Annotated in this window: 20 protein-coding genes; 9 read left to right on the top strand and 11 right to left on the bottom strand. The window is 60.5% G+C overall.

The features are described from left to right. Positions 1-327: 327 nt before the first annotated feature. Complete coding sequence (locus AC3WVQ_RS30645) at positions 328-2,292, bottom strand: AI-2E family transporter (RefSeq protein ID WP_492383432.1); 1,965 nt, start codon at positions 2,290-2,292, stop codon at positions 328-330. Positions 2,293-3,088: 796 nt separating this feature from the next. Here AC3WVQ_RS30645 and AC3WVQ_RS30640 point away from each other — a divergent pair. From AC3WVQ_RS30640 to AC3WVQ_RS30605, 8 genes are all read left to right on the top strand, one after another. Then, positions 3,089-3,352, top strand: a complete 264-nt coding sequence (locus tag AC3WVQ_RS30640; protein ID WP_034791842.1) for a hypothetical protein — start codon at positions 3,089-3,091, stop codon at positions 3,350-3,352. A gap of 237 nt (positions 3,353-3,589) precedes the next feature. After that, the gene (locus AC3WVQ_RS30635; RefSeq protein ID WP_051659234.1) at positions 3,590-3,901 is read left to right on the top strand and encodes a hypothetical protein; all 312 of its coding nucleotides are present in this window, start codon (positions 3,590-3,592) and stop codon (positions 3,899-3,901) included. Then, entirely contained in the window at positions 3,894-4,142 is a 249-nt protein-coding gene (locus AC3WVQ_RS30630; protein WP_492383431.1) for a hypothetical protein, read from the top strand. Before AC3WVQ_RS30635 ends, AC3WVQ_RS30630 begins: the two co-directional genes overlap by 8 nt. Before the next feature lie 431 nt (positions 4,143-4,573). Continuing rightward, positions 4,574-5,917, top strand: coding sequence for an extracellular solute-binding protein (locus tag AC3WVQ_RS30625; RefSeq protein ID WP_442780584.1), 1,344 nt, complete (start codon positions 4,574-4,576; stop codon positions 5,915-5,917). A 75-nt stretch (positions 5,918-5,992) separates the two neighbouring features. Next, the gene (locus AC3WVQ_RS30620; RefSeq protein ID WP_492383430.1) at positions 5,993-6,883 is read left to right on the top strand and encodes a carbohydrate ABC transporter permease; all 891 of its coding nucleotides are present in this window, start codon (positions 5,993-5,995) and stop codon (positions 6,881-6,883) included. Between the two features lie 7 nt (positions 6,884-6,890). Beyond that, a complete protein-coding gene (locus AC3WVQ_RS30615) occupies positions 6,891-7,778 on the top strand; it encodes an ABC transporter permease subunit (RefSeq protein WP_268090681.1) in 888 nt (295 codons plus the stop codon). 42 nt (positions 7,779-7,820) lie between these two features. Then, the gene (locus AC3WVQ_RS30610; protein WP_492383429.1) at positions 7,821-8,942 is read left to right on the top strand and encodes a sn-glycerol-3-phosphate import ATP-binding protein UgpC; all 1,122 of its coding nucleotides are present in this window, start codon (positions 7,821-7,823) and stop codon (positions 8,940-8,942) included. A 27-nt stretch (positions 8,943-8,969) separates the two neighbouring features. Continuing rightward, complete coding sequence (locus AC3WVQ_RS30605) at positions 8,970-9,884, top strand: sugar phosphate isomerase/epimerase family protein (RefSeq protein ID WP_060521202.1); 915 nt, start codon at positions 8,970-8,972, stop codon at positions 9,882-9,884. 794 nt (positions 9,885-10,678) lie between these two features. Here AC3WVQ_RS30605 and AC3WVQ_RS30600 read toward each other — a convergent pair. From AC3WVQ_RS30600 to AC3WVQ_RS30590, 3 genes are all read right to left on the bottom strand, one after another. Beyond that, positions 10,679-11,212, bottom strand: a complete 534-nt coding sequence (locus tag AC3WVQ_RS30600; RefSeq protein WP_113188460.1) for an NUDIX hydrolase — start codon at positions 11,210-11,212, stop codon at positions 10,679-10,681. Between the two features lie 691 nt (positions 11,213-11,903). Continuing rightward, on the bottom strand, positions 11,904-13,205 hold the full coding sequence (locus AC3WVQ_RS30595; RefSeq protein WP_113188459.1) for an alpha/beta hydrolase: 1,302 nt from the start codon (positions 13,203-13,205) through the stop codon (positions 11,904-11,906). Next, a complete protein-coding gene (locus AC3WVQ_RS30590) occupies positions 13,206-13,682 on the bottom strand; it encodes a carboxymuconolactone decarboxylase family protein (RefSeq protein ID WP_492383569.1) in 477 nt (158 codons plus the stop codon). It lies immediately after the preceding gene. 251 nt (positions 13,683-13,933) lie between these two features. On the opposite strand from AC3WVQ_RS30590, the gene AC3WVQ_RS30585 reads away from it, so the two are divergent. Beyond that, positions 13,934-15,454 carry a PAS domain-containing sensor histidine kinase gene (locus AC3WVQ_RS30585; RefSeq protein ID WP_113136398.1) on the top strand — a complete coding sequence of 507 codons (1,521 nt, stop codon included), beginning with the start codon at positions 13,934-13,936 and terminating at the stop codon, positions 15,452-15,454. A gap of 10 nt (positions 15,455-15,464) precedes the next feature. Here AC3WVQ_RS30585 and AC3WVQ_RS30580 read toward each other — a convergent pair whose 3' ends face one another. The 7 genes from AC3WVQ_RS30580 to AC3WVQ_RS30550 all read right to left on the bottom strand — a co-directional run bounded on the left by AC3WVQ_RS30580 (position 15,465) and on the right by AC3WVQ_RS30550 (position 23,898). Then, entirely contained in the window at positions 15,465-16,658 is a 1,194-nt protein-coding gene (locus AC3WVQ_RS30580; protein ID WP_255382071.1) for an MFS transporter, read from the bottom strand. A 338-nt stretch (positions 16,659-16,996) separates the two neighbouring features. Then, complete coding sequence (locus AC3WVQ_RS30575) at positions 16,997-17,755, bottom strand: SDR family oxidoreductase (protein WP_060521208.1); 759 nt, start codon at positions 17,753-17,755, stop codon at positions 16,997-16,999. A gap of 58 nt (positions 17,756-17,813) precedes the next feature. Continuing rightward, positions 17,814-18,224, bottom strand: a complete 411-nt coding sequence (locus AC3WVQ_RS30570; protein WP_034791814.1) for a cupin domain-containing protein — start codon at positions 18,222-18,224, stop codon at positions 17,814-17,816. A gap of 145 nt (positions 18,225-18,369) precedes the next feature. Beyond that, positions 18,370-19,857 (bottom strand): mechanosensitive ion channel family protein, encoded by a 1,488-nt coding sequence (locus AC3WVQ_RS30565; RefSeq protein ID WP_492383568.1) that lies wholly within the window; start codon positions 19,855-19,857, stop codon positions 18,370-18,372. Between the two features lie 291 nt (positions 19,858-20,148). Then, entirely contained in the window at positions 20,149-21,096 is a 948-nt protein-coding gene (locus tag AC3WVQ_RS30560; RefSeq protein ID WP_034791808.1) for an MBL fold metallo-hydrolase, read from the bottom strand. Positions 21,097-21,211: 115 nt separating this feature from the next. After that, entirely contained in the window at positions 21,212-22,807 is a 1,596-nt protein-coding gene (locus AC3WVQ_RS30555) for an MFS transporter (RefSeq protein ID WP_492383428.1), read from the bottom strand. Further along, a complete protein-coding gene (locus AC3WVQ_RS30550) occupies positions 22,804-23,898 on the bottom strand; it encodes an HlyD family secretion protein (protein WP_492383427.1) in 1,095 nt (364 codons plus the stop codon). Before AC3WVQ_RS30550 ends, AC3WVQ_RS30555 begins: the two co-directional genes overlap by 4 nt. Between the last annotated feature and the right edge of the window lie 43 nt (positions 23,899-23,941).

The raw sequence follows: 23,941 nt of genomic DNA, 5'->3' as shown, positions 1-23,941 counted from the left end.
TCTTTCTCCTGCTTACAGCGCTGGCCGTCCCGACGGTCGCAATCGCTGATGATGAAACTGACCGTGCACAGGCCGGTGGATTACAATTCCGCGCGCTGAAGAAGTGCGTACGAAAGGCGCCCGCGGGCGAGTTCGGTAGAAAATGCGACATTCCAGCAGTCGGGTGGCCAGGGGCTGAACGACTTTGGCTGCCTAGTGTCTCTCAAAATGCCGGCTGAACAATCTGTTTAGCACTTCCACGTGCTTCGTCGCCTTTCGGGGGAAGCATTTCCAGACAAATAGCACTCGACTTTGATCCGTCCGACGAATTGGCTCACCAGGGCTGCCCTATCCGCCATGGGCCGGCCCTCGCATCGCCGCACGACCGGCGCTCCCCGGATGTGCCGACTTGAAGGGTTGCGGTGGTTCCGTCGACAGCGCCTCCCGGATGGCGTCCGTGATCGCAGAAACGACAAAGTCCGCCTGCGTTTCCTCAACGAGGAACTTCCCGGCTTCGTGTTCGTCCACGTCCTGCCATAGGACGATGCCGACCCGCGCTTCAGGAGCCAGTCGCTTCAGGCGACGGACAAGGAATTTGGCGTGGCGCATGGATTCTCGATCGAGAACAGTGAGAACGATGGCATGCCGACCTTTTGTCGGCAGCTCCTTGATTTTTTGCGGCCTGAGAGCTTCATGGCTGAAGTAATTGACGTCCGCCCCTTGTACCCGCAGAACCTGCAGGAGCATCATCGCCGTGACATCATCGAGCGCACTTCGCCCTCCTAGGCAAAGCACGGATCGCCCTTCACCAGGAGGGAGTTCATAATCGTTCTCTTTTTCATCGGTGTCGCGGTCGGGATCTTCGCTTTTGTCTTCGTCTTCCTCTTCAACCGCGATCTCCTCGAGGTTGGCAACCAGTGTGCCTGCACTTTCGGCAACCCGTGCTCCTTGCTCTTCCGTCAAGGCACCACGCATACGGTCACTTTCGGCCAGAAGCAGCGCGGGAATGGCAACCGTGTCGTAAAATTCGACGAGGTACATTTCCTCAAGCATCTCCTCTGCATTATCCGTTGCTTCGTCCGGGTCTCCCGCCAGCAACCGTTGGTAAAGGCGCTCTTTCGGATTGAGGACGGGCTCATTGCCCAACAGAATTTCGAGGAATTCGAACTGCCGGACGTGACGGCCAAGCACAACCAGGCAGACGGTGAGCGGGGTCGACAGTACCAGTCCAACCGGGCCCCAGAGCCAGGCCCAGAAGATGGCAGCAACAATGATCGCAAGGGGAGACAGTCCTGTGCGAGACCCATATAGCAAGGGCTCGACAACGTTGTTGCTTAAAAGTTCAAGAGCAATGAAGAGCCCAAGCGTCAGAACCACCAAGCTCCAGCCCGGAGCTGCTGCGAACGCGAGAAACAGGGGCAACGCAGCAGCAATCACCGGGCCGATATAGGGCACGAAGCGCAGCATGATCGCGAGCATCCCCCACAAAAGTGCGTTTGGAATCCCTAAAAACCAAAGGCCAATCGCGAGCGGCACCCCATAGGTGATGTTGACGACAAGTTGCATGAGCAAATACTGGCCCACACGAGCGCCCGCATCTTGGAGTGCCTCGGTCGTTCGATGAAGATCGCCATACCCGACAAGCCGAATGAATCGGTCGCGCAGATCCTCTCGCTCGAACAGCATGAAGATGACGACAACGATGACGAGGCCAGCGGTTGCCAAGGGACCTAGGAGCGGATTGATGACGCTCATCAGGATTTCGATCGGGCGCTGCGGCGAAAATATCTCGACCAGAAGCGGCTTCGGTTCAGGCGCGGTCGCGGGCGACACAGCCACATCTTTTTCAGGTCGGCTGAGCTCGACGCTGATCCGCTCCATCACCCGACTCAGTCGATCGAGTATCTGGCTGTCCGATCCAGCCTCTTTTAGAGAGCGGACCTTCTCGACAATATTTGACTGGTATCTCGGCACATCCCGCGCGACCTCGCTGATTTGCAGCGCCACCATGACGCCAAATGCGCTGAGGAACAGGAAAGCCATCGTCACGGTTCCGACAACCGCGACCGAGCGAGGGCAGCCGGCGCGGCGCAGCCTTGAGACAACGGGTGCAAGAGCAAACGTCAAAAGGATGGCAATCGCCAGGGGAAGGAAGACATCCCTGGCAATGTAGAGCACCGCCACCGTTGCAGCAATTGCTGCAAGCGTTGGCAGTTTCGAAGTCTCAGCAGCGGCCCGCGACAAGGTCAGCGGATGCAATTCGACGGCCATATTGACCGGTTCTTTCCCACTCTTGCGCGAAAATCTCAGCATCGAACCTCCCGGGACCTTCCAGGCGTACCCCTTCTGGTCTCCAATTGCGAACCCTCCGGCCCGGTGGTTCTCAAGCTACGGGCAGGCGTCATCCATCCATAGGCACTGCCGATCAGCACCAACCAAACTGATAATATTAGAACGGACGCACAAATAAGCCAGACGGCGAGGTCCCGATGCCAAAGGCCAACCTGGCCTGGAACGTTGCAGGACTTGTCGAAACCGGCTCACCCGAGTGGCAATGGTCGGGGTGATGATGCGCGGGTCACGGCGGAATTGTAGCCCCATTTGAGTAAGCGCCTAAGCATTGATCACCAATTTCAGACGTGTTGGTATCCGCTTTCAATCGAGGGAGCGTTATGTTTGACGATGAGATCGAAATCGAGTGCCCCGAGTGCGGCCACGAAAACGGGACACCGGTCGACCGAGTGAGGGACGACGAGCACGTCCCCTGTGAAAGGTGCGGAAGCGCCATCGCGCTGGGCCGACGGAAGCATTTGCTCATCATCGAGCACGTCACTAAGAACATCGCGAAACTCAGGCGCTCGCTCACCAAGTTCAGGCAAAGCTCTCCCGCTGCCCGCCGGAGGCCCCGAGGAAAGTCGTAGATGGGACTGCGTCCCTTCGCGCTTTGAAGGCTCCCGTGATTTCAAACGCGTCGGATGGCCCAGCCGTCTCGCGCGCACCCTTCAACGATGATGGCGCGGAGCCGGGAACAACAGGAAAGTCGCACGCGTTTTAGCGAAAGCTTGAGGATAGCTTGATGCGCTCTACTGCGGATCCAAGGAGGTCCGTTATGGCAAAGCATCCAAGATACGTATCGCCGAAACAGACGGGCTTGTACCCGGATCGAGATCTGGACTGTCAGATGGCAATGGAAGATGTTTTCCAATCGGTCGCCGAATATGGCGAGGCGGCCGGCTGGAGCGAGCGCGAGGTCGCCGACGCGTTGATTGAACTGGCGCACAACCGGTGGTTCATGCTGGATGCCAAGGAGAAGATGTTCGAGGAAGGGGCCGGCGTCATCATTCGCAAGGATAGGACCTCCCCACTCCACTGAGCATCGGCCTCCATCTTGGCGACGAGGAGAAAATTAAGCGGGAACGGGACCGATTTCATCGCGGGCGGTTTCTAGGGCGGGGCCGCTGTATTCCATCCTGCCGGCCCACGCAGACAACGCACTCTCATCGCCCTCAGGCGCCTTCCGGGGCGATTTCTTTTGGCATCAATAAATAAGCAACCCGACAAGGAACAAGGTATGCATCGGTGAGTTGAGACTCCGAGAAGGAGTTTGCTTATGATTTTTATACGACCTGAATTCGATTGCCGGGGCGGCGGAGGGGCTGACGTCTCAGGGCTGATCGCCTCGATCAAATACGCTCTGGCTTCCGAAGCGCCCTTCGATACGCAAAATCTCTGCTTCCGAGTGCTCGGAACATCCGTCGTCATCGAGGGTCAGGTCAGCCATAGCAGTGGTGACGATTTTGTCCGCCGTATCGCCGAGGATATTGCCGGGGCTGACCGGGTCCTCGTGCGCGTCGGTTGTCCTCGAAGCAACGGACTTTCGACGATCGGCGAAAGCATACGCAAGGAGAACGGTGATGCCTAACACAGGCGGTAATATCGAGAGCCTCGCGAATAGGCTGACAGCACACGGACGCGAACCGACCGATTTCCCCGACGATAGCCCGCTCGGCAAGGGCGATTTGCGCGAACCGCGCGAGCCAGTGCCGGAATTTGACGAACCCGACTACGAAGACGATCTCGACGAGATCGAGGAAATAGAGCTCGAAAGCATCTTTGATCCGGACAGATACGATCCCGACGACGACCTTCCTCCTCCGGGATAGCAATGGTCTGGTCCAACTTTTCGGAAGAGAAGATGGAACCTGTTCGAGGCATCTGCGTTTTCGCTTTGTGGAACCCTGAGCCCCCGATCAGGGTGACGCCTTCACCATCCCTCCGGAAGTGAAGCCCCGATAAGCCAATGGCCTCGTCGCCGCCCGACGGGGCCATTCCTTTTCATGGCCCTCAATTCGGGGGTGCATTTTCGCTCCTGGGGACCACAATGGGGCTCGTCGGAGGCGCACGCACTTCCTGAGGTTGCCCAACTTTGCACCATCAAGGGCAAAACGGGGAGATTGGTCGCCTGCGTTACGAAACTTTCATTTTATCATCATGCAGATTGTCACGGACTGTCACACGCAACTGTTAGCAAGCGCCCCGGCTTCATCGTGCCACCGATCCTGGTGTCCGCCATCCTGCAAGGAGCGTTTTGCAAATGAGAGTCTCCGTCACTACCTCCGTATTCCTCGGCCTGATGGCTAGCGTCGTGTTTGGCGCGCCGGCCGCAGCCGCCGAAAAGACGAAATTCGAGTTCTGGTACGGCCTTTCGGGCGATCTTGGCGAACGCGTCCAGGATGCCTGCAAGAAGTTCAACGAGAGCCAGTCAGAATTCGAGATCGTCTGCACCTCGCAAAACGGTTACGACACCACCCTGCAAAACACGATTGCCGCCTACCGCGCCAAGAAGCAGCCGGCGATCACCCAGATCTATGATGCCGGCACGCTCGACATGATGCTGTCCGGCGCCTTCGTGCCTGCAAAGAAGCTGATGGCCGACAATGGCTACACCATCGACTGGAACAACTATTTCGGCGGCATCGCCAACTACTACGCAACGGCGAAGGGCGAGCTGAACTCCTTCCCGTTCAACTCCTCGACCGCGATGTTCTACTACAACGTCGACGCCTTCCAGAAGGCCGGCATCGACTTCAAGCCGGACACCTGGGAGCAGGTCGAGGAAGCAGCCCGCAAGCTGAAGACGGCCGGCTTCGAATGCCCGCTCGCATTCAACTTCGACACTTGGCCGCTGATGGAGCAGTTCTCGGCGATCCACAACCAGCCGATCGCAACCAAGGCGAACGGCTATAACGGACTGGACGCCGAGCTTGTCGTCAACAAGACCAAGTTCGTCGACCACGTGAAGTTCTTCAAGAAGATGGCTGACGAGAAGCTCTTCGTGGTCAAAACCAAGCAGCTCGGCATGGACATCGTCCCAGCCTTCACGTCCCAGACCTGCCAGATGATCCAGACCTCGGTCGCCGACCACGGCACGATCGGCAAGACCCTTCCTGAGAATGTGAAATGGGAAGTCGCCATGTTGCCGGTCTGGAAGGGCACCGAGCGTCAGAACTCGCTGGTCGGCGGCGCATCGCTCTGGGTGCTCGCCGGTCGTCCGGAAGCCGAATACAAGGGTGCAGCCGCCTTCCTCAACTATCTTGCGACGCCGGAAATGGCCGAGTGGTGGTCGACGGTGACGGGCTACATCCCGGTGACCAAGACCGGCTTCGACGCCATGAAGGCCAATGGCTTCTACGACAAGGCTCCCTATAAGGGCCGCGAACTCGCCATCCAGAGCCTGTCCTTCACCCCGACCTCGGAAAACACCCGCGGTATTCGGCTAGGCGGCTTCACGCAGATCCGCAAGGAGTTCGCAACCGCCCTTGAAGCAATCTTCATGCAGAACGCAGACGTACAGGGCGAACTCGACAAGACGGTGGAACGCGGCAACGCAGTTCTGCGCCGCTTCGAAAAGACCTACGCCGGTCAGACGCTGAACTAAAATCTGATCCGCCCGGAGCCTGCCACAATATCGGTGGGCTCCGATCGCTCTTCTTGCGCATTGGAATTTCGACATATGGACAAGCGCGCGGCCTTTCGCAGCTGGTGGCTGCCCAGCCTATTCGCCCTGCCGCAGATCATTTTGATCCTGCTCTTTTTTTATTGGCCCGCTGTCGCCGTTTTGCGATGGGCCTTTACGTTGGAGCCCCCATTCGGCGGTGCTGCCGAGTTCGTCGGCCTTGCCAACTTCCAGGAAGTCTTTGCCGATCCGCTCTATTGGAATTCCGTTGGCGTCAGCCTGGCACTCGCGCTTTGTGGAACGCTTGCCACCATTTTCATCGGTCTTGTTCTTGCCCTTGCTGTCGACCGGCAATTGCCGGGCTCCGCGCCATTCCGGTTCCTCTACATTCTGCCCTATGCGATTGCGGGACCGGCGGCCGGTATGGCCTTCCGTTTCATCCTGTCGCCCGAGCGCGGGCTGATGGCCTCGGTCAACGCGGCCTTGCCGGACTTCTGGAACCCGGCCAAATACGGCAGCCACGCGCTCATCCTCGTCATCGTCGTCTTTGCCTGGAAGTGGGCGGGCTACACCTTCATCTTCCTGCTCGCCGGCCTGCAGTCGGTCCCGCGCTCCCTGATCGAGGCAGCCGCGATGGACGGCTGCGGCCCGATCCGCCGCGCGGTCGATATCCAGATCCCGTTGCTGGCGCCAACGCTCTTCTTCCTGCTGGTGATCATGATGACCGAGGGTTTCGTCGGCGCCGATACCTATGGCATCGTCGCACGCACGACCGATGGGGGTCCGAACCACGGCACCGACGTGATGGTCTACCGCATCGTCGAGGTGGCGTTCCGAGGCCTGAACTACTCGGGTGCCTCGGCCCAGAGCCTCGTGCTCATCGGCCTCATCATGATTTTCACCTTCATCCAGTTTCGCTTCATCGAGCGCCAGGTCCATTACAAGTGAGGCTTCCATGATCCAGCGGACACCCTTTGCCAACGCGCTGACCTATGGTGTGATGATCTTCGGCTTCCTGCTTTTGATTGGCCCCTTCATCGTCATTTTGTCGGGCGCCAGCCAGACCTTGCAGCAGGTCAACGCCATACCCTTCAGTTTCGTGCCGCAGGATCGCCTCTTCGAGAATATGGGTGCTGCCTGGTCGCGCGCCAGCCTCGGCACGGCGATGCTCAACAGCTTCGTCATGGCGAGCCTGGTCACGGTCGGCAAGGTAGCGCTGTCGGCGCTGACGGCCTTTGCCATCGTGTTCTTCCGAACACCTCTGAAAGGCTTTTTCTTCTGGATGGTGTTCATCACCCTGATGCTGCCGCTCGAAGTGCGCGTGGTGCCAACCTATGCCGTCGCCGCCGACCTGTTCCAGCCGATCCGCTTGCTGATTTCCGCCGTCACCGGCTTCGAGGTCTCAGTCGACTGGAACCTTCTCAATTCCTATGCCGGCCTCACATTGCCGCTGATCGCCACGGCGACTGGGACCTTTCTCTACCGCCAGTTCTATCTGACCCTGCCGGACGAACTGGCGGAGGCTGCGCGCATGGACGGGTCAGGCGCAATCCGCTTCTTCATCGATATGCTGCTGCCGCTGTCGCGCACCAACATGCTCGCGCTGACCACGATCATGTTCGTCTACGGTTGGAACCAGTATCTCTGGCCCCTCCTGATGGTGACGGACCCGCAATACAAGACCACGATGATGTCGCTGGTTGCACTCCTGCCAGCTGACAACGGCACGCCGGACTGGAACGTGACGCTTGCCGGATCGCTGATCATCATGCTGCCACCGCTCATCGTCGTCGCCGTGCTGCAGCGGTGGTTCGTGCGCGGCCTCGTAGCCACGGAAAAATGACCCCGCTTTCCCCAAACAGAAGAAACAGAGAGGTCCGCGCTCATGGCTGACATCGCAATCCGCGCCGTGCGTAAATCCTACGGCAAGAACCCCACCCTGCATGGCATCGACCTCGCCTTTGCGTCGGGAGAATTCGTCGTGATCCTCGGCCCGTCCGGCTGCGGGAAATCGACGCTTCTGCGGATGATCGCCGGGCTGGAGGAGATCACCTCAGGCGAGATCGCGATCAACGGGAAGGTCGTGAACCGGCTCGAACCGCGCGAACGCGGCTGCGCCATGGTCTTCCAGAACTACGCTCTCTATCCGCACATGACCGTTGCGGGAAACATTGGCTACGCCTTGAAGGTGGCGGGCGTCGCAAAGGCGGAGCGCCTGCGCCGGATTGAGGAGACCGCAAAGATCGTGGGGCTTTCCGATTATCTCGATCGCAAACCGGCGGCGCTTTCCGGCGGTCAGCGGCAGCGCGTCGCGATGGCACGCGCGATCATTCGCGAGCCGAACGTGTTCCTGTTCGACGAACCGCTTTCGAACCTGGACGCCAAACTCCGCGTCACCATGCGGGCCGAGATCCGCAAACTGCATCAGCGCCTCCAGGCAACGTCCATCTTCGTCACGCATGACCAGGTCGAAGCAATGACGCTGGCCGACAAGCTGGTCGTGATGAACAGGGGTGTGGTCGAACAGGTGGGCCAGCCGCTCGACATCTATCACCGTCCGGCAAGCATCTTCGTCGCATCCTTCATCGGCTCTCCGGCAATGAACCTTTTTGATGCCGTGGTCGACGTCGACAACGCCTGCCTCACATTCGGCGGTACGAAGATGCCGATCGAAAGAGGCCTGGCCACCCGACTGGGCGCAAGACAGATCACGGTCGGCATCCGCCCCGAACAATGTGTCGTTGCGCCTGAAGGCGTCTCGATCGAGGTGGATTTCATCGAGGAGCTCGGCTCCGGCCGCGTCATCCACTCGGAACTGAACGGCTATCCCTTCGCGGCCACAGTCGACGAGCACACGCGCGTGCGGCCGGGCGAGAGGATCACCCTGGAACTGCCGCTCGCGCACCTGCATCTCTTCGACAAGGAGACCGGCCGAAGGATCGAGGTCGATCTGGAGCCGCGTGCCATCCGCAATTCCGCTAGCCAACCGACACTCCAAGCAGTCTGATCGTTTTCATAAATCAGGAGAACCGTGATGAACGACATCATTTCCGCCGTAGGATTCTGCAACCGGACGGGCAAGGGTGACCTTTCGACCCTTGATGCTTCCCTGCGTGAGATTGCAGAGACGGGCGCTGACGCCTGCGAGATCGGGATCTATGGCGAAGAGATCGTCAGCGGCGGCCGCATCATCGAAGACCGCGTCCAGCGCGTCGCCGAGATCACGAAGAGGTACACTTTCAACAAGCTATCGCTGCACGGCCAGATCGTCTCCAACTTCATGGATCGCCAGCACCATCATCTGCAGAAGAAGGTCGTAAGAGCGATGCTCGAGTTGTGCGACCGGCTTGGCGCGGGGATCCTCGTCCACCACTCCGGTGCAGCACAGCTTGCCGCCGGCGAGAACGCCGCTGACCTCGACAAGATGGAACGTGACGCGCTCGCAGAAATGGCCGAGATTGCCAAAGGCTACGGCGTTCGCATCGCACTTGAGAACATCTTCACGACGGAAAGCGGCCAGTACCGCCAGTCCCCGAGCCAGGTTGCCGAAACGGTGCGGGCGATCGGTTCCGACAACGTGGTCGCACTCATCGACTTCTCGCATGCCTATATCGAGGCCACGCATCGCGGGCTCGATTTCCGTGATGAACTCAGGGCCATGGCTCCGGTGACCGGTCACCTTCATGTTCACGACAGTTTCGGCCTGCCCTGTACCATGAACCGCTTCTATCATCCGGCGGAAGCAACCGCGCTCGGCATCGGGGACCTGCATTTGCCGATCGGCTGGGGCGACATTGCTTGGGATGACATCTTCTCTGAGCTGACCTTCCTTCCCGATACGACGCTGATCATGGAAATCAGCGCCGAGCGCTTTGCCGATCAGCAGCTGGCGTGCCTGGAGCAAGCCAGGCGACTGGCGGCAGGCGTGGGGCTTAGGCGCGCTGCTTAACGTGCCACCGACGGCCCTGGCGGACAGCTGAATGGTGCTTCCGGCTTGTCGCAAGCAAGGACACCGGCAGGATCAAGTGTTACCGAGGCGCGCCAATCGACGAGAAGTGCGCCTCAACGTGGCAAACCTGCGCGCAAGCGCATCTGGTCTGCGCCTCTCAGCTGCGGGGCGTCGCCAGAGACCGGCCATATCGATGACGTCGTCTCCTGGCGATGACGTGAGGGGGAACCGAAGCTTTTTCCTTCGGCTTTGTTTGCACAGCCTTTCGCGGTCGACCACCGCTACCACTTTCATGCAACGAACAGAACCGGCGATCAGTGTCCCAATCGCCGGTTCGACCGTCTCACCGGTCGCGCGGTGGACAACAGGGGATACTAGCGGGTCTTCCTGTCATCGAGATCCACGCCTTCAAGCCTCGCCATCAGTGTAGCGCGATCCTCGACTGACCTGAGGCGGACTGTCAAGGCGGTACTCTTGACCGGGACCTGCGGAGGCAGGGACAAGGCGATACCTGGGATGTTCTCGGCGGCCCACTGTCTGAATCGGGGCAGCTTGTTTGCGCCGCTGATCGGCAAAGTATGACTGTATCTGAAGCTCATTGCTTATTCTCTCTGTATGCGGATTCGGCCGGATAGGTCGGCATTTGAGGGATCAACCCCGGGAGGTTCCTGGCGCCGCTCTTGCCGTCGCAGGTAGTGGCGCCAGGCATTCATCGTGCGCGACTGACCCTATGGCTGCAGACGGACTTAACTGGTCGCCGATACTTTTCGAGGTGCGGGAACGTCGACACTGGTCTAGCGCCTCAACATGAGGATCTCGTCGAGCGCCGATTTTTTCCCGGTTGCGCCGGTCGGTGGCTCCAAACATTCAGACGCGGCATCCAGGGTGCGCACGAACTCCGAAAGTTCGCGGTCATCAAGCTTGTCCGCCGCCGCGGCGAGCGAAAACCAACGCCGCTGCCTTTGTGCTTTTTCCCGCCAATCAACCAGTGTCCCGCGCACGTTCAGCCCAAACACAGCCACGCGGCAGGCAACGCTTGCGCCGTTATCCAGGCGTTTCATGTAGCGATAGGTCGTCACCGGCGCCTTAGAGAGGACGCCAATGACACCGCCCTCCTCCAACGCTTCCCGCGACGCGGTCTGGCGGGGCGCAAAACCCTTCATTGGCCATCCCTTGGGCACGATCCACCGCCCGCTGCTGCGCGACGTGACGAGCAAAATCCTTGCCTCGCCATTCTTGGCGATGCGCCAGGGAAGAGCTCCGACCTGCTGCATCTCTTCCGGGGCAGCCTCCTCAGCGGCGCAATAGTTCTTATTGGTGTCCTTCATTTTCCGCTCCCCCTGCCAAAGCGCAGAGAACTGGCGGATGCGCGCTCCGTTCGCGCACGGCGCACGAGTTGCGGCGGGTGGCAGCGCAGTGCGTCTTGCACCACGGGCAACGGCGAGCAGAAAGGGGAAGATGCCGGTTGCAACCGATGCAAACGGGGCGGGCTGGAGACGCGGGCATAGATACACTCCGTCAATAATGAACCGCACTGTTGGTCAGTGGATTCCCGGAGCGGCGGGGGCTATGGCGGCGTTACAGGATCAGGGTAGCCGGCTCCGGGTAAGGGAGCGTGCTTGCTCGATGAGCCGCGATATCCTGATGAAAGTTTCCGTATGCATACCCCTCACATCGCCCTTTCGTGCGAGCACATCAATGGGCAATTTTGTCGCGCCATACCCAACGCAAGAGCGCCATAGAAATCGCGCGTTCAGGTAAGCGGCGCTAAAGGCTCAGTTTCGGATAACTGGTTTTCAGAACACGGCTCAATCTTTTGACGAAGTCGGACATGAGCCCCTTGCCCCAAGATCGCTCGGGCGCCGCTCACCCGGCCAGAATCCGCACCACAGGCTAATCTTCGGCGACGGCTGAATGAATGCATCAGCGGTAGCACAAGGTACCCAGTGCCTTCGGGGTTGGCAAAGGAGCGATGCAACGCTGCTTGACGGAAACCGACCCGCCAAACTCCTGAGACAATTATGGCGTCGCCTGTGAGGCGTCCGACGTTCGCCAGAAGGGGCGCTTGATTTCGACCAGCTGGCGTCGGGGATCGCCGGCTTTGGCTCTATCGCGAATGAGCGCAACCAAGTCTGTCTTGATGGTGGCGTCGGACAAGAAGTAGCTGTGCCCGATGAAGCCGCCGCCGCCCGAAAATTCGACGAAATCGACCAGCCCGCCCATATGCGACCCTTCCCATTTAGACGCCGCCTCATTCCTGCCCCTGGGAAGATTGCCGACGGCAAGCTGTCCAAGCCGCAAGACGCTGCCAGAGATTATCGTTGACGCTTTCAACGCCTCGTCCCTGGGAGACGAATAGACCGTAAGGTGCAGGGAGCCTTGAGAGGGCAAGGTGCTTGGTGTCGATTTGCTCCCGAAGGCAAGGTCCGGGTCCGAGACCCAGGCGAACAATTTGGACGACGCTACATCGAGATCGATATCGGGAGCGAAAAACACAGCGTTCGCGATCTTGTAACGCTGCCAAAGCGAGGATCGACTGACATAGGCTTCGATGGCAAGCTGCTGCATGACGCTTGCGAGCACATCGGTTCCACGGCTATGCGCCAGCAGGTGCAGCCTCTCTACACCCTTCGTTTCGGCAATGGCGCGAACGGCTTTCTTGAAGTCCGCGACCGCAAACTCGCTCGACTCGCGGTCAATGTTGTAGCCAAAGAACGAGCCGCCAGTGCCTCCGGCGGGCCAAGTCAGGATAATGCAGACAAACTGGTTTTGCAGCGATCGGCAAATCTCGTCCGTGGCGAGTGCGGCATCGTCGAAGCTGTTGTTGTACCCGTGAACGAAGACGACGACTTCCTTGCGTCCGGCTGTCGCGAGACGCCGGGCAATTTCAACCTGCAGCGATGCGACAGCCTGTTCATGTGCCGCGACGGCCTCAGGCGTGCGGCGTAGCCCGCTCGCCGTCGTTACGACGCCGTAAGGCGTTGCCGGAAACCGGCCAGTCTCGGAAACGGCGTCGACACGAAATTCGCTCTTGCCGGCGGAAGAGTTGCCTTTTGGGAGGATCGATACCGAACCGAAGCTCAGGAAAATGGCACGCTTGGCACCATACGACAGCCTGTTGCCGGACGCGACTGTCGGCTCCCGGTTCGTGATGTAGAGGAGATCGGGAGCCCCTAAAGCTTGTGGCGTTCGAGCAGCCTGCGAGCTTTGTGGCGCCGGTGACGTGGTGATGGGCTGCGGTGAGAGCTCGGCACGCTGCGTGGAACAGCCGACAAGGCAGACAAGCATGAGGAGCCCTGCCATTGCCCGACAAAAATCCATCTAGAGATCGGCCTTGTCCAACCCGTAGACCTTGTCGGCGGAACCAGGAACGGTGCGGGCAGCGACACTGACGCGGTTCCAGGCATTGATCGCCATGATCCGGAACGTGAGATCGGAAATCTCCTGCTCGGATAGTTCACCCCGCACGCTGTCGTAGATTGCATCGGGAACACCGCCGTCTGCGAGCTTCGTCAACGCTTCCGCCCAGGTAAGTGCGGCCCGCTCACGTGGCGAGAACAACGTGGACTCACGCCAGGCTGAGATATGGAAGAGGCGCAACGGCCGCTCGCCGTGGATAATCGCTTCCTTGGCGTGCATGTCGATGCAGAACGCGCACCCGTTCATCTGGGACGCCCGCATGTCGACGAGGATCAGTATGCTCTCTTCAATCGCGCCATTCTTGATCTCGTTGCCGAGCGCCATCATGGCTTTGACCATGCCGGGGGAAAGCTTGGAGTAGTTGAACCGCTGGGTCATCGATGTTCCATCCTCCGCCTGGCACTCTTGACCGACATGGTCGCCTGTTATCTTGCCGGAAACGCATCGAGTGCGGCAGCTATACATCCGTTTATGCGCCGCTCGACCACGGGCCGCCGGCCAACGGTGGGTCATTTGAAAACGAAGGCCTTCGGGATATAATGCGGCCATTCTTTCACCAAGGCTGCCGGTCCACCGCCGAGCTTCGGCGTCAGTCATTTTGTTGACCGTCGTCTTCTGCGGAGCGACAGATGTCGAACGACGATGGACTGAGGAAAGATGCCCACTTTCGCGAGCATACTCGCGATATCGCCGAACTCGCGCTTGATCTTCTCGACAACACACCCGGCCACATGTGGTCGATGGATACTACCGGCCGGTTCATCTATCGCAACCGGAGCATGGACGCCTACTTCGGCAGCAGCCTGAAAGACCACGGCGCATGGCTTGAACGCATTCACAAAGACGATCAACGTTTTGTGGCGACGACCTGGCGGCGGAGCGTGGAAACGGGCGAGCCGCTCGACAGCGCTCACCGGCTGCGTGGCGCGGACGGCGAGTTTCGCTGGTTTCGCGCATCGGGGAGGCCTTCAAGGGACGCCCAGGGCCGTGTCGCCGTCTGGCATGGGCAAACCATCGACATCGAACACCAGAAGAAGGCTGAGGAGAGCCTTCGTGCCCGTTCCGTCGAACTATCCCTGCTGGTCGATATGGTTCCAAGCAATCTATGGCGCCTGACACCCGACGGCACAACGACGCTCGTTAACAGGCGCATGGCCGACTATCTGGGTCTTGACCTGTCAAACGTCAGTGACATTGCATCCGTCATGGACACGATTTTCCATCCGGACGACGCCGACGCCGTTTATGCCGAGCTAACCCGCTGCCTTGCGACCGGGGAGCGATTTTCAATGCGATATCGATTGCTTCGAGCGGACGGCGCCTATCGCTGGATGTCTGGCCGCGCGGAGCCCCTGCGCGACCAGGACGGCAACATCGTCCAGTGGTTCGGCCTTTGTCACGACATAGAGGATCAAGTGCAAACAACGGCTGCCTTGCGCCGTTCGGCCGAAAAGCTTGCGCGCGCGACCCAGGCGGCCAATCTTTCGCAGCTTTCCGCCTCGATTGCGCACGAAGTCAACCAGCCGCTGGCGGCGATCGCCGCGGACGCTGACGCGTGCCTGCGCTGGCTTTCGGCCGATCCTCCGAACGTTAATCGAGGCAAGCGTGCGGCAGAGCGAATTACCCTGGACGTCGCGGCGACCGTCGAGGTCATCAGCCGCATGCGAGCCCTTTTCAAACATCAGCCGCAGGAACGGGCGGTCGAGGATGTAAACCGGCTTGTCCATGAGGTTCTTGATCTGATGTCAGATGAAATCGCGGCAACGACGACGCGCATCGACCTGGCCCTGGACCAGCATCTTCCCAGAGTTTCGCTCGATAGGGTTCAGGTCCAGCAGGTCCTGGTAAACTTGATCCGCAACGGCATGCAGGCCATGGACACGACGAACCCACTGCGTTCGCTGAAGATCATGTCCAGCCACGATCACCCCGACACCGTCAGGATCTCGGTTGAGGACACCGGAAGCGGTTTCAAGGATCCCGAGCGCGTGTTCGAACCGTTTTTTACGACGAAAAGCGACGGCATGGGAATGGGTTTGCCGATCTGCCGATCGATCGTTGAAGCCCACGGCGGCCGCCTGTGGGTCGCTAACAACGAGGCGTTAGGCGCGACGGTGGCATTCACTTTGCCTGTCGCCTCGACCGACTAGGGGTGTCAGCCTAAGTTGCCGAATTTCGGAGCCGGTCGGCCAAGCGGTCTTCGTGAAAAGCGCGTGCGACGATGGAAACGGCAAGGGCCCAGGCGACGATGGTCATGGTGACGCATACGGTTGCAAGGCTTGCGTATCCCGAAGCTGCTATCACTGCGCCGGTAAAGACTGGCCCGGCAGCAAATCCGAGCAGGTAAGCCGACCCCGCTGCTGCCGCCCAGCGCCCGCTCTGGTCCAGTGCTGCGGCCAGGCCAAACAGATACGGAAGTGAAAAGTAGTAAAGGACGGCGGATAGGATGACGGCGACACTGTAGGCCACCGGGTTCGTCCAGAGGCAAAGGACGAGTGCCACCACGACGTAGCCAAGGCAGAATGCGGAGATCGGGACCGCCCTGCCCCAGCGAACATTCAGTGCCGTGGCCGCGCCGGCGCCGGCAAGCCCGACGACCGTCGACAAGGTGAGAATGTACCCTACCGCGGCCGTGTCCAGACCGATGCGCTCGCCCATCGGTCCGCTGAAGGCAAATAGACCGGCGGAGACCGCGACGTAAAGAACAATGGCAGCAAACAGCAGGCTTCCAAGCAGAGGCACAGAAGGTGGCGTCCGGGTGGCGGTCTGCTTCAGAGCTCGAAGATCCGGTATGAGAAGAAGAAAGGGAGATAGGGCCAGCGTCAAACCCGCCAACAGCGCAAAAATCCCTCTGTGGCCATAGGCTGCGGTCACCTCGCCGCCTATGCCGAACAGCACCACGCTGCCGATTGCCCAGACGAGCTGGAACAAACCAAAAGTTTTTACCGGATTGCAGCAATGAGACGCGACAAGGCTGAGCGACATGGCATAGAGCGCTCCCTCGCCGATGCCTGCAGCGCCGCGCAACAAGACCAGCGACGTCCATCCATCTGATACGATAGAGGCGGCTTGAGCCGCCACGGTCAATACCAGCGCAGACATCCCGGCACGTCGGTAGGATAGCCGCGGTAGCACTGGCGCAATGAGGATCGCCGATACGGCCAAGGCCAGCAATTCGACCGAGGCTACGATACCGGCGTCACGTTCCGACAGTGCAAGACCATCAATCAATCCCGCGACCACGAAGGGCGACATCTGCGGAACGAGGCCACCAATCACCTGACAGGCCGTTGCGCCGATCACAAGTGAAAGCGGATCGCCAGACGCGACAGAGACCGTTGAAGGATTGGCCATGGCCCGGTTTCCCGACCGATTCCTGTTTGTTGAAAATCACCTTTGCATTTCACAACATGGGCGCCGGCGATTTGCCGACGCCGGTCCCGTATGTCGCACATCAAGTTTGCACGAGCCGTCCTTTACGAGCTTCGGAACGGTCGCCGACTGCCATTTCTATCATGATCGATGAAGGTGTGGACCGTAAACTTGGCTTACCTCGTCCTTTCAAGCGCAAATCCTCGACAGGACGTCAGCCCTGCGATGGGCGGAACATCCGAACGTGCGTGGTCGCACCAGAGACAAGCGCGTCGGGGACGGTGGGCGTTTTGTCGCCGCATCGCCCCTCCGCAAAGACCTCAAGCGGCGGCCTGAGGGTGTTTGGCATTCCAGGTCCTGAAGTCGAGCTTACCCAGCTTGGCGGATCCAAGAGGAACCAGTGCCTGATCATCAACGCGCGTGCCGAAGTACTTGGCGTCCGGGTCGGCAACAACCTTGCGGCTATCGCCGACGGCTGCCAGATACTCGGAAATGAAATCGCTCATGGGCTTCTTTTCAGGGCCGGCGATTTCGATCGTCTGGTTCTCGGGTTTGCCGATCGTCGCTTCTGCAACGAAGGCTGCGACGTCGTCTGCAGCGATTGGCTGGAACGCGCCGGATGAGACACGGACAGTCCTGTCGACCGTTGCCTCGTCGGCTATGCCGCCGAGGAATTCCAGGAACTGCGTCGACCTTACGATGGTGTACGGGACGCCGCCCTTTTTGATCAGGCTCTCCTGCGCGACTTTGGCGCGGAAATAGCCGTTATCGGGCGACCGTTCGATGCCAACGATGGAGAGGGCGACGTGGTGGCTGACACCAGCTGCACGCTCCGCCGCGAGCAGGTTCGCTGTCGATCGTTCGAAGAACGAAAGTACGGCACTCGGTTCGAAGGATGGCGAGTTGCTGACGTCGAGCACCACCTCGGCACCGGCCAGCACATCGGCCAACCCTTCGCCCGTCAGCGTATCAACGCCGGTGGACGGCGCCGATTGCACAACGTCGTGGCCCTTATTTCTGAGGTGCTCTGCGACCTTAGAGCCGATGCGGCCCGTGCCGCCGATAATAACGATTTTCATTGTTCTGCTCCTTGCGGGCTCGTCGATGGATCACCGCATCCGATCATGAAGAAGGGCTTCACTTTGCGGGCAACACCATCTCCGTTTCGGTGGTATCGAGTACGAAAACGGCCAAGATCTTTGCCGGCTCCCTGTCGCTTGCGTTCGCGCTCACGCGGTGGTGATCACCCGGGACTTCGATCCAGTTCTCGCCGGTCTTGTAGACTTTCACTGCACCGTCGTTGATCTGGCTCTTGATGCTGCCTTCGATCACCGTCGCATAGATAAAAGCGCTCTTGGGGTGGGTGTGTGACGGGTTGTGCCCGCCGGGGCCGTATTCGACCAGAACGCCGCGCATGCTCTTGCCCGGCACATTCGGAAGCGCGTGGTCGAACACCACTGTGACCTTGGCATTGTAGGGCTCGTCGGAGGCCGCTACCGGTCCGGTGATCAGCGTCGCAAACAGCAAGCCAATCGCTAATCTTCGCATGGATTTCTCCTCCATTCACGTTGTTGGCAACGGATGGGATCCTATGGCCGGCCTCCGGGGAGAAACAGATATACGTAGGTTTGCCGCAGCGGCGATCTTGTCCCGGCAGATGTCGTGCTCGCGTCCGGACCACCGCGCAACCGCTTCAGCTCTTCGCGCTTTCACGCTGGCTTCGAAAGATGGATCGGATGGCATGAAGCAGGTCCAGCTTGCGTCGCTCGCGCTGGTTTGCAGGCAATTCCGAACTTGCTCCGATCGCCTCGCGTTGCGCCAGGTGAATTGCCAGATCCTCCGCAATTTCCGGACGCTTCGACAAAAGCGGCGCGAACGCTGCCTGATCGACTTCATAGACGGTAAGGCGGGTGACGGCATGGAGGTCGTGCTTCTCCTTCATTCCGGCCAGCAGGCCGTCTTCGCCGAAAAAATCGCCGGGGGCCAGGCGCGCGATTTCCACCCCGCCGCTCTTCATCGCCACCACGCCGTTCTTGATCATCATCAGGCTTTCGAGCGACCTCCCTTCTCTGACAATCTCCATGCCGGCTGCAAAGCTGCGCGGCGTCGCCGCGGCCGCAAGCGTGTCGCGTTCTTCCTGGCTGAGATTGGAGAAAATCGGGATCGCGTCGATCAGGTCCTGCGCCGGTGCGACGGCGTGCTGCGGGTCGGACCTGCCAGGGTTCTGCATGAGCAGGCTCCCGGCAGGCAGAGCCAGTTGCACGCCGTTCGCCCTGCAATGCCGATAGACGAGGTCGATGACTTCGTTGCGCGCCGGGCCGCGCTGCGCCGGACTGGTGACCCTAAACTGGAGTTCGACGGTGATCGCGCTGGCATCAATCCCCACCAGTCCGACAATGGGAGCGGGCTGCTTCACGATCGCATTGCAACTGTCGAGAACAGCTTGCATCACGTCGACGATCATATGCGGCATGCGCGTCGGAGCCACGCGAACCGAGACAATGATCTGATGGTTCTCGTCCGGCTGGCTGATGTTGGTTAGCCCCACCTTTGCCAGAACACTGTTCGGCAGGACCACGAGATTGTGCGCTGCGGTCAGTAGATGCGTCGAACGCCAGTTGCTTGAGACCACCCGCCCTTCCGTTCCGTCACTGAGGCAGATCCAGTCACCAAGGACATAAGGTCGCCCGAGGGTCAGGGCTATGCCCGAGAACACATCACCCAACGTGCTCTGCAATGCGAGACCGAGAATGATCGCAATGACGCCCGAAGTCGCCAGCAAACCCCCGATCGGCACGCCGAAGACGAATGCCAGGATCGACAGCAGCACGCCGAGGTAGACGACGGCAACGACCAGATCCTGGATCAATCGCGCTTCTCGCGGTCGGCCATCGAGGACAAGATAAAGCCGGACGAACCCGATCACCGCCCAGGACAGATGAACCCACCAGAGGGTCTTTGCCGCCACGAGCAGTGTCTGCGCACCGTCGAGATCGGTCCGGTCGTAGCGAAACGGATTGAGGTCGCTGTGGGCGAGCGCCGCCGTCATCGACGCGAAGAAGGCGATCTGCACGATCAGCCGCGCCGTGGGTCGCGCCCTGCCCTGCAGATGCCAGACGACAATTCCGGCAATGCCCAGAACACAAACGAGGGCGGGGAAAAATTGCATTTTCTGGTCCATTTCCACTCCCCTGGTGAGCCCTACGCGCCCTTCAACCGCGTAGCGAAGAGGCGTATGGAGGAAAGCGCCGCCGTTCTACGGACAAAGACAGGATTGCTGCTGACGATGCCGGCTGGACGACAGCTCTCCCTCCGCTACAGCCGGCGGGCGGCAACTTCGTCTGACAAGGACAAGCGCGAGCCTGACGCCCTTGTTGCCATGCAACGCAAAACCATCGGCCATTCTCATGCTCTGGGCCGGAGAGCATGACGGACCGATGGTTCCTGCGAGGCTGGCGCTCAGTTGGAAACGTCAGTAGTCCCAGAACACCGGAACCCACCGGAAGCGATCGCCATCGATCGCCACATGCCCAACGGACGGGAAAGGCAGGTGCGTGGCCACCAGCGACGATCCTGTCTCGGCCAGTTCCTTCATGAGACGCACCCGAACGCGAGCCGCCTCCTCGGGGTCGTGTTCAAAGCCGTTGTACCAGTCGGGGTGGTCGAAGGCGACCGCGAACAGGGCGTCGCCGGCAAACATCAGCCTGTCGCCTCCCGAGGCCACGCGGACCACGCAATGCCCGGGCGTATGGCCGCCGGTGCGCTCAGCAACCACGCCCGGCGCGACCTCGCACTCGTCCTTAAACGGTCGAAGATGATTGCGGTACTCGTTCGCAAAGCGCTTGGCAGTTGCCCTCAGCGCATCCGGGAAGCCCTGCGGCATGACCGCGTGCGAGAAATCAGGCGCCTCCCAGAACTTGATCTCGGCGGCGGCGACGTGGATCCGCAAGTCCGGACGCAATTGCTCCTTCACGCCATCAACGAGCAATCCGCCGATATGGTCCATGTGCATGTGCGTGAGAACCACATCGGTCACAGACCCAAGATCGATGCCTGCAGCCGTCAGCCGCCTGATCAATTGGCCTGCTCGCGGCAGGTTCAGGTCCGGATCCAGGCCAAGCCCGGCGTCGATGAGAATGGTCTGTGCGCCGCTTCGCACCACGACCACGTTCAGCGACCAGTCGAAGGCGTCTGTCGGCAGGAACATGCCGTCGAGCCAGGCTGCCCGATCGGCGGCGTCGGCATTGTGTCCCAACATCGTGGTTGGCAATGGCAGCACGCCATCGCTGACCACCAGCACCTCAATGTCACCGACCCGCACGGCATAGCGCGATGGAACCAGCTCTTCCGGAGCCGATCGACCGGGCGGGGCAGGCTCCAAGGTCGTGTTCGTAAGAGATCTTGCTTCTAGCGGCGACATGACGCCCTCCTGTTTGCCTGATCGAAGAATGCTTTTTTCACAGTTCACGGCCTGGACTCTAGGTTCGAGCGATATCGAGGGTCGAGCTATACCTCGGTTTAGGTGGCCCGTTCGGTCAACGGTCGGCGGGTGTCTGGCGAGCTTTGGCGCGCCGGGCCAACCCGACCTTGATGGCCACGAGCATGGGCGCGGCGACGACGAAGAGCAGTGCCACGGCATTGAACGCCGTGTCGAAGGCGATCACGATGGACTGCCCGGCAACGGTCCGGCCGAGAAGCGCCATCGCGGCCCGGCTGGCGGGAACGGCATCCATGCCCCGTGCCGCGAGCATGGCGGTCGTTGCGGCCAGACGCTCGATGACGGCTTGACCTCCCGCATTGACGCTCGCGCCCAGGACCGCGACATTTGCAGCGACGTTGTGGTCGATAAGCGTCTGAAGCCCGGCAACGCCAACAAGGCCGCCGAGCTGGCGACCGGTGTTGAACAGCCCGATCCCGGAGGCGAGGTTTCGTTTGTCGAGATTGGTAAAGGCAATCAGCGTGATCGACAGGAACAGGAAACCGAGGCCAAGGCCGCGAAAGAGGATCGCGGCCATCATGTCGGCGGCACCGCTTTCACTCGTCGAACCGGACAGCATCCACATGGCCAGCATGATCAGCAGGATACCGAAGGGAACGGTTGCGAATGGAGGAAGCCGACGGACCTGCATGAGGAAGGCAGCCAGGATGAGGGCCCCGACGAAGAGAGCGCCGCTCGGCAGAAGAAGCAGGCCCGCATCGGTCGGCGTGAAGGCCAGAACGGATACGGCGAAGGAGGGGATCAGGAACGCGCTGCCAAAAAGTGCCGCGCCGGCGACGAAACTGACGATAAAGGCGAAGGCGAAATCGTCCGATCTGAACAGGGTGAAGTCGAGGAGGCCGGTGCCCCTGCGCAGCACCTGCTGCCCGAGAAACAGGAACATCGAGGCTACGCCAGCCACCGAGAGCCAAAGAATGCGCGGCTCTTCGAACCAGTCCCAGCGGCTTCCCTGGCTGAAGACATAGCTGAAGCAGAAAAGCGCGACCGAAATCAGTGAGAGACCGACCCAGTCAACGGGACGTTGCCTCGTCGTGGCGGGTGCCGGATCTTCGACCATCAAGAGAAGTCCGGCGGCGCCGAGAGACAGAATGACGTTGCAGTAGAAGATCCAGGTCCAGGACTGGCTGTCGAGCAGCCACCCCTGAAGCGCGGGGGCGAGCGTGGCGGGTGCGACTACCGCGCCCATGGCAAACAGCGCCTGAAGGATTGGCTGATGGGCGCTCCGAAAGGCAAAGAAGATGGTGGTCTGCCCCGCAACGAGAAGGACACCGCCGGCAAGCCCCTGAATGACCCGCAGTGCAATCAAGAGATTGAGCGACGTCGTCGCGGACGCCATCCCGGACGCGAGCCCCATGATGAGCGTCGAACCGATGATGAGACTGAGCGGCCGGATGCGGTTGAGCATCGAAGCGGCGACCATGAAGCCGATGAGCTTGAAGGCGGTGTAGCCGACGTCGAGCCAGGCGAATTCGTCGGGCGTCGCATAGATGTCGCCGATGATGTCGCCGCGGCCGAGCGAAAGAACAGTGCTGGCGATCGCCTCCGTCAACGCCGCGAGCACGATGCCGGCGACAAGCAACGTGCCTGGTGCAGATGCCTCGCGATTTATCGTGGCGGGCAGGTGCGTGGTCATGACCCTCTCCCGAGATCCACGTCGACCCTTGCGGACAGTCCGGGCACGAGACGTCCAGTCAAGGGGCTGCGGCCAAATCGGATCTTGACCGGCACCCGCTGGACGACGCGAACGAAGTTGCCGGTTGCATTGTCCGACGGCAGCAGGCTGAAGGCTGAACCGCTCCCGGGCGCAAAGCTGTCAACAGTGCCTTCAAGGAATTGCCCCGGATACCCGTCGATCCGGATCCGCACGCGCTGACCCGGCTGGATGTGCTCGAGTTGCGTTTCCTTGAAATTGGCGACAACCCACACGTCGTCGACCGGAACGATGTCGAGCAGGGAAGTGCCGGGGACGACGAAACGGCCGACACGAACCTGACGGTTGCCGATGACCCCACCAACCGGGGCACGCACGACCGTGCTTTCGAGGTCGATCTGGGAAAGGTCGCGCGCAGCTTCGGCCTGGGCCACGGCTGCGACGGCGGCCTCACGCTGTGCCGCAAGGACGGCAATGCGTTGCTTCTGCGCTTCGATCGTTGCTGAGGCCGCAGATACGCCTGCCTGCGTTTTCGACCGCGCCGCATCACTTTCGTCGACATGCGCCTGACTGATGGTATTGCTGCGGATCAGTTCGCGCCGGCGTTCATATGCCTTGGCGGCGAGATTCATCTCTGCGACGGCCGACAGCTTCTGGGCTTCGGCCTGGCGAATAAGGGCGTGCTGAAGCTCTGTCTCGGCATCGACATTGACGAGCCGGGCCTTGGCAGCTTCGACATTGGCTGCAGCCTGCGCGAAACGAGCCCGATAGTCCCTGTCATCGATCCGGAAAAGCACATCGCCCGCCCGAACAGTCTGATTGTCCTGAACCTCGACGGCTACGACATAGCCGGCGATCTTCGGCGCCAATGACGTCACGTCCCCACGAACATAAGCGTTGTCCGTCGACACTTCGTCGCCTGGACGGGCCCACGCCCAGCCGCCGGCGATGGCCACCGCAGCGCCCAGGCACAGCAACATGCCAATCTTCTTTCGTTTGCTGGATCGCTTTTCGGCGGCGCCGCTCGAGGCGTTTCCCGTGGCGGTGGCAATCCTGTCCTCGATCGTGTCCATTGTCTTGGTTCCCGTTGATTTTCGTCGCCTGCGGCGCCACGGC

The sequence above is a fragment of the Ensifer sp. EB106-05-01-XG146 genome, from assembly GCF_058791875.1.
This window is presented reverse-complemented; position numbering and strand designations above follow the sequence as displayed.

Coding starts and splice junctions, on each gene's coding strand:
- AC3WVQ_RS30645 (WP_492383432.1), bottom strand. CDS start 2,292: ATGCTGAGATTTTCGCGCAAGAGTGGGAAAGAACCGGTCAATATGGCC.
- AC3WVQ_RS30640 (WP_034791842.1), top strand. CDS start 3,089: ATGGCAAAGCATCCAAGATACGTATCGCCGAAACAGACGGGCTTGTAC.
- AC3WVQ_RS30635 (WP_051659234.1), top strand. CDS start 3,590: ATGATTTTTATACGACCTGAATTCGATTGCCGGGGCGGCGGAGGGGCT.
- AC3WVQ_RS30630 (WP_492383431.1), top strand. CDS start 3,894: ATGCCTAACACAGGCGGTAATATCGAGAGCCTCGCGAATAGGCTGACA.
- AC3WVQ_RS30625 (WP_442780584.1), top strand. CDS start 4,574: ATGAGAGTCTCCGTCACTACCTCCGTATTCCTCGGCCTGATGGCTAGC.
- AC3WVQ_RS30620 (WP_492383430.1), top strand. CDS start 5,993: ATGGACAAGCGCGCGGCCTTTCGCAGCTGGTGGCTGCCCAGCCTATTC.
- AC3WVQ_RS30615 (WP_268090681.1), top strand. CDS start 6,891: ATGATCCAGCGGACACCCTTTGCCAACGCGCTGACCTATGGTGTGATG.
- AC3WVQ_RS30610 (WP_492383429.1), top strand. CDS start 7,821: ATGGCTGACATCGCAATCCGCGCCGTGCGTAAATCCTACGGCAAGAAC.
- AC3WVQ_RS30605 (WP_060521202.1), top strand. CDS start 8,970: ATGAACGACATCATTTCCGCCGTAGGATTCTGCAACCGGACGGGCAAG.
- AC3WVQ_RS30600 (WP_113188460.1), bottom strand. CDS start 11,212: ATGAAGGACACCAATAAGAACTATTGCGCCGCTGAGGAGGCTGCCCCG.
- AC3WVQ_RS30595 (WP_113188459.1), bottom strand. CDS start 13,205: ATGGATTTTTGTCGGGCAATGGCAGGGCTCCTCATGCTTGTCTGCCTT.
- AC3WVQ_RS30590 (WP_492383569.1), bottom strand. CDS start 13,682: ATGACCCAGCGGTTCAACTACTCCAAGCTTTCCCCCGGCATGGTCAAA.
- AC3WVQ_RS30585 (WP_113136398.1), top strand. CDS start 13,934: ATGTCGAACGACGATGGACTGAGGAAAGATGCCCACTTTCGCGAGCAT.
- AC3WVQ_RS30580 (WP_255382071.1), bottom strand. CDS start 16,658: ATGGCCAATCCTTCAACGGTCTCTGTCGCGTCTGGCGATCCGCTTTCA.
- AC3WVQ_RS30575 (WP_060521208.1), bottom strand. CDS start 17,755: ATGAAAATCGTTATTATCGGCGGCACGGGCCGCATCGGCTCTAAGGTC.
- AC3WVQ_RS30570 (WP_034791814.1), bottom strand. CDS start 18,224: ATGCGAAGATTAGCGATTGGCTTGCTGTTTGCGACGCTGATCACCGGA.
- AC3WVQ_RS30565 (WP_492383568.1), bottom strand. CDS start 19,857: ATGGACCAGAAAATGCAATTTTTCCCCGCCCTCGTTTGTGTTCTGGGC.
- AC3WVQ_RS30560 (WP_034791808.1), bottom strand. CDS start 21,096: ATGTCGCCGCTAGAAGCAAGATCTCTTACGAACACGACCTTGGAGCCT.
- AC3WVQ_RS30555 (WP_492383428.1), bottom strand. CDS start 22,807: ATGACCACGCACCTGCCCGCCACGATAAATCGCGAGGCATCTGCACCA.
- AC3WVQ_RS30550 (WP_492383427.1), bottom strand. CDS start 23,898: ATGGACACGATCGAGGACAGGATTGCCACCGCCACGGGAAACGCCTCG.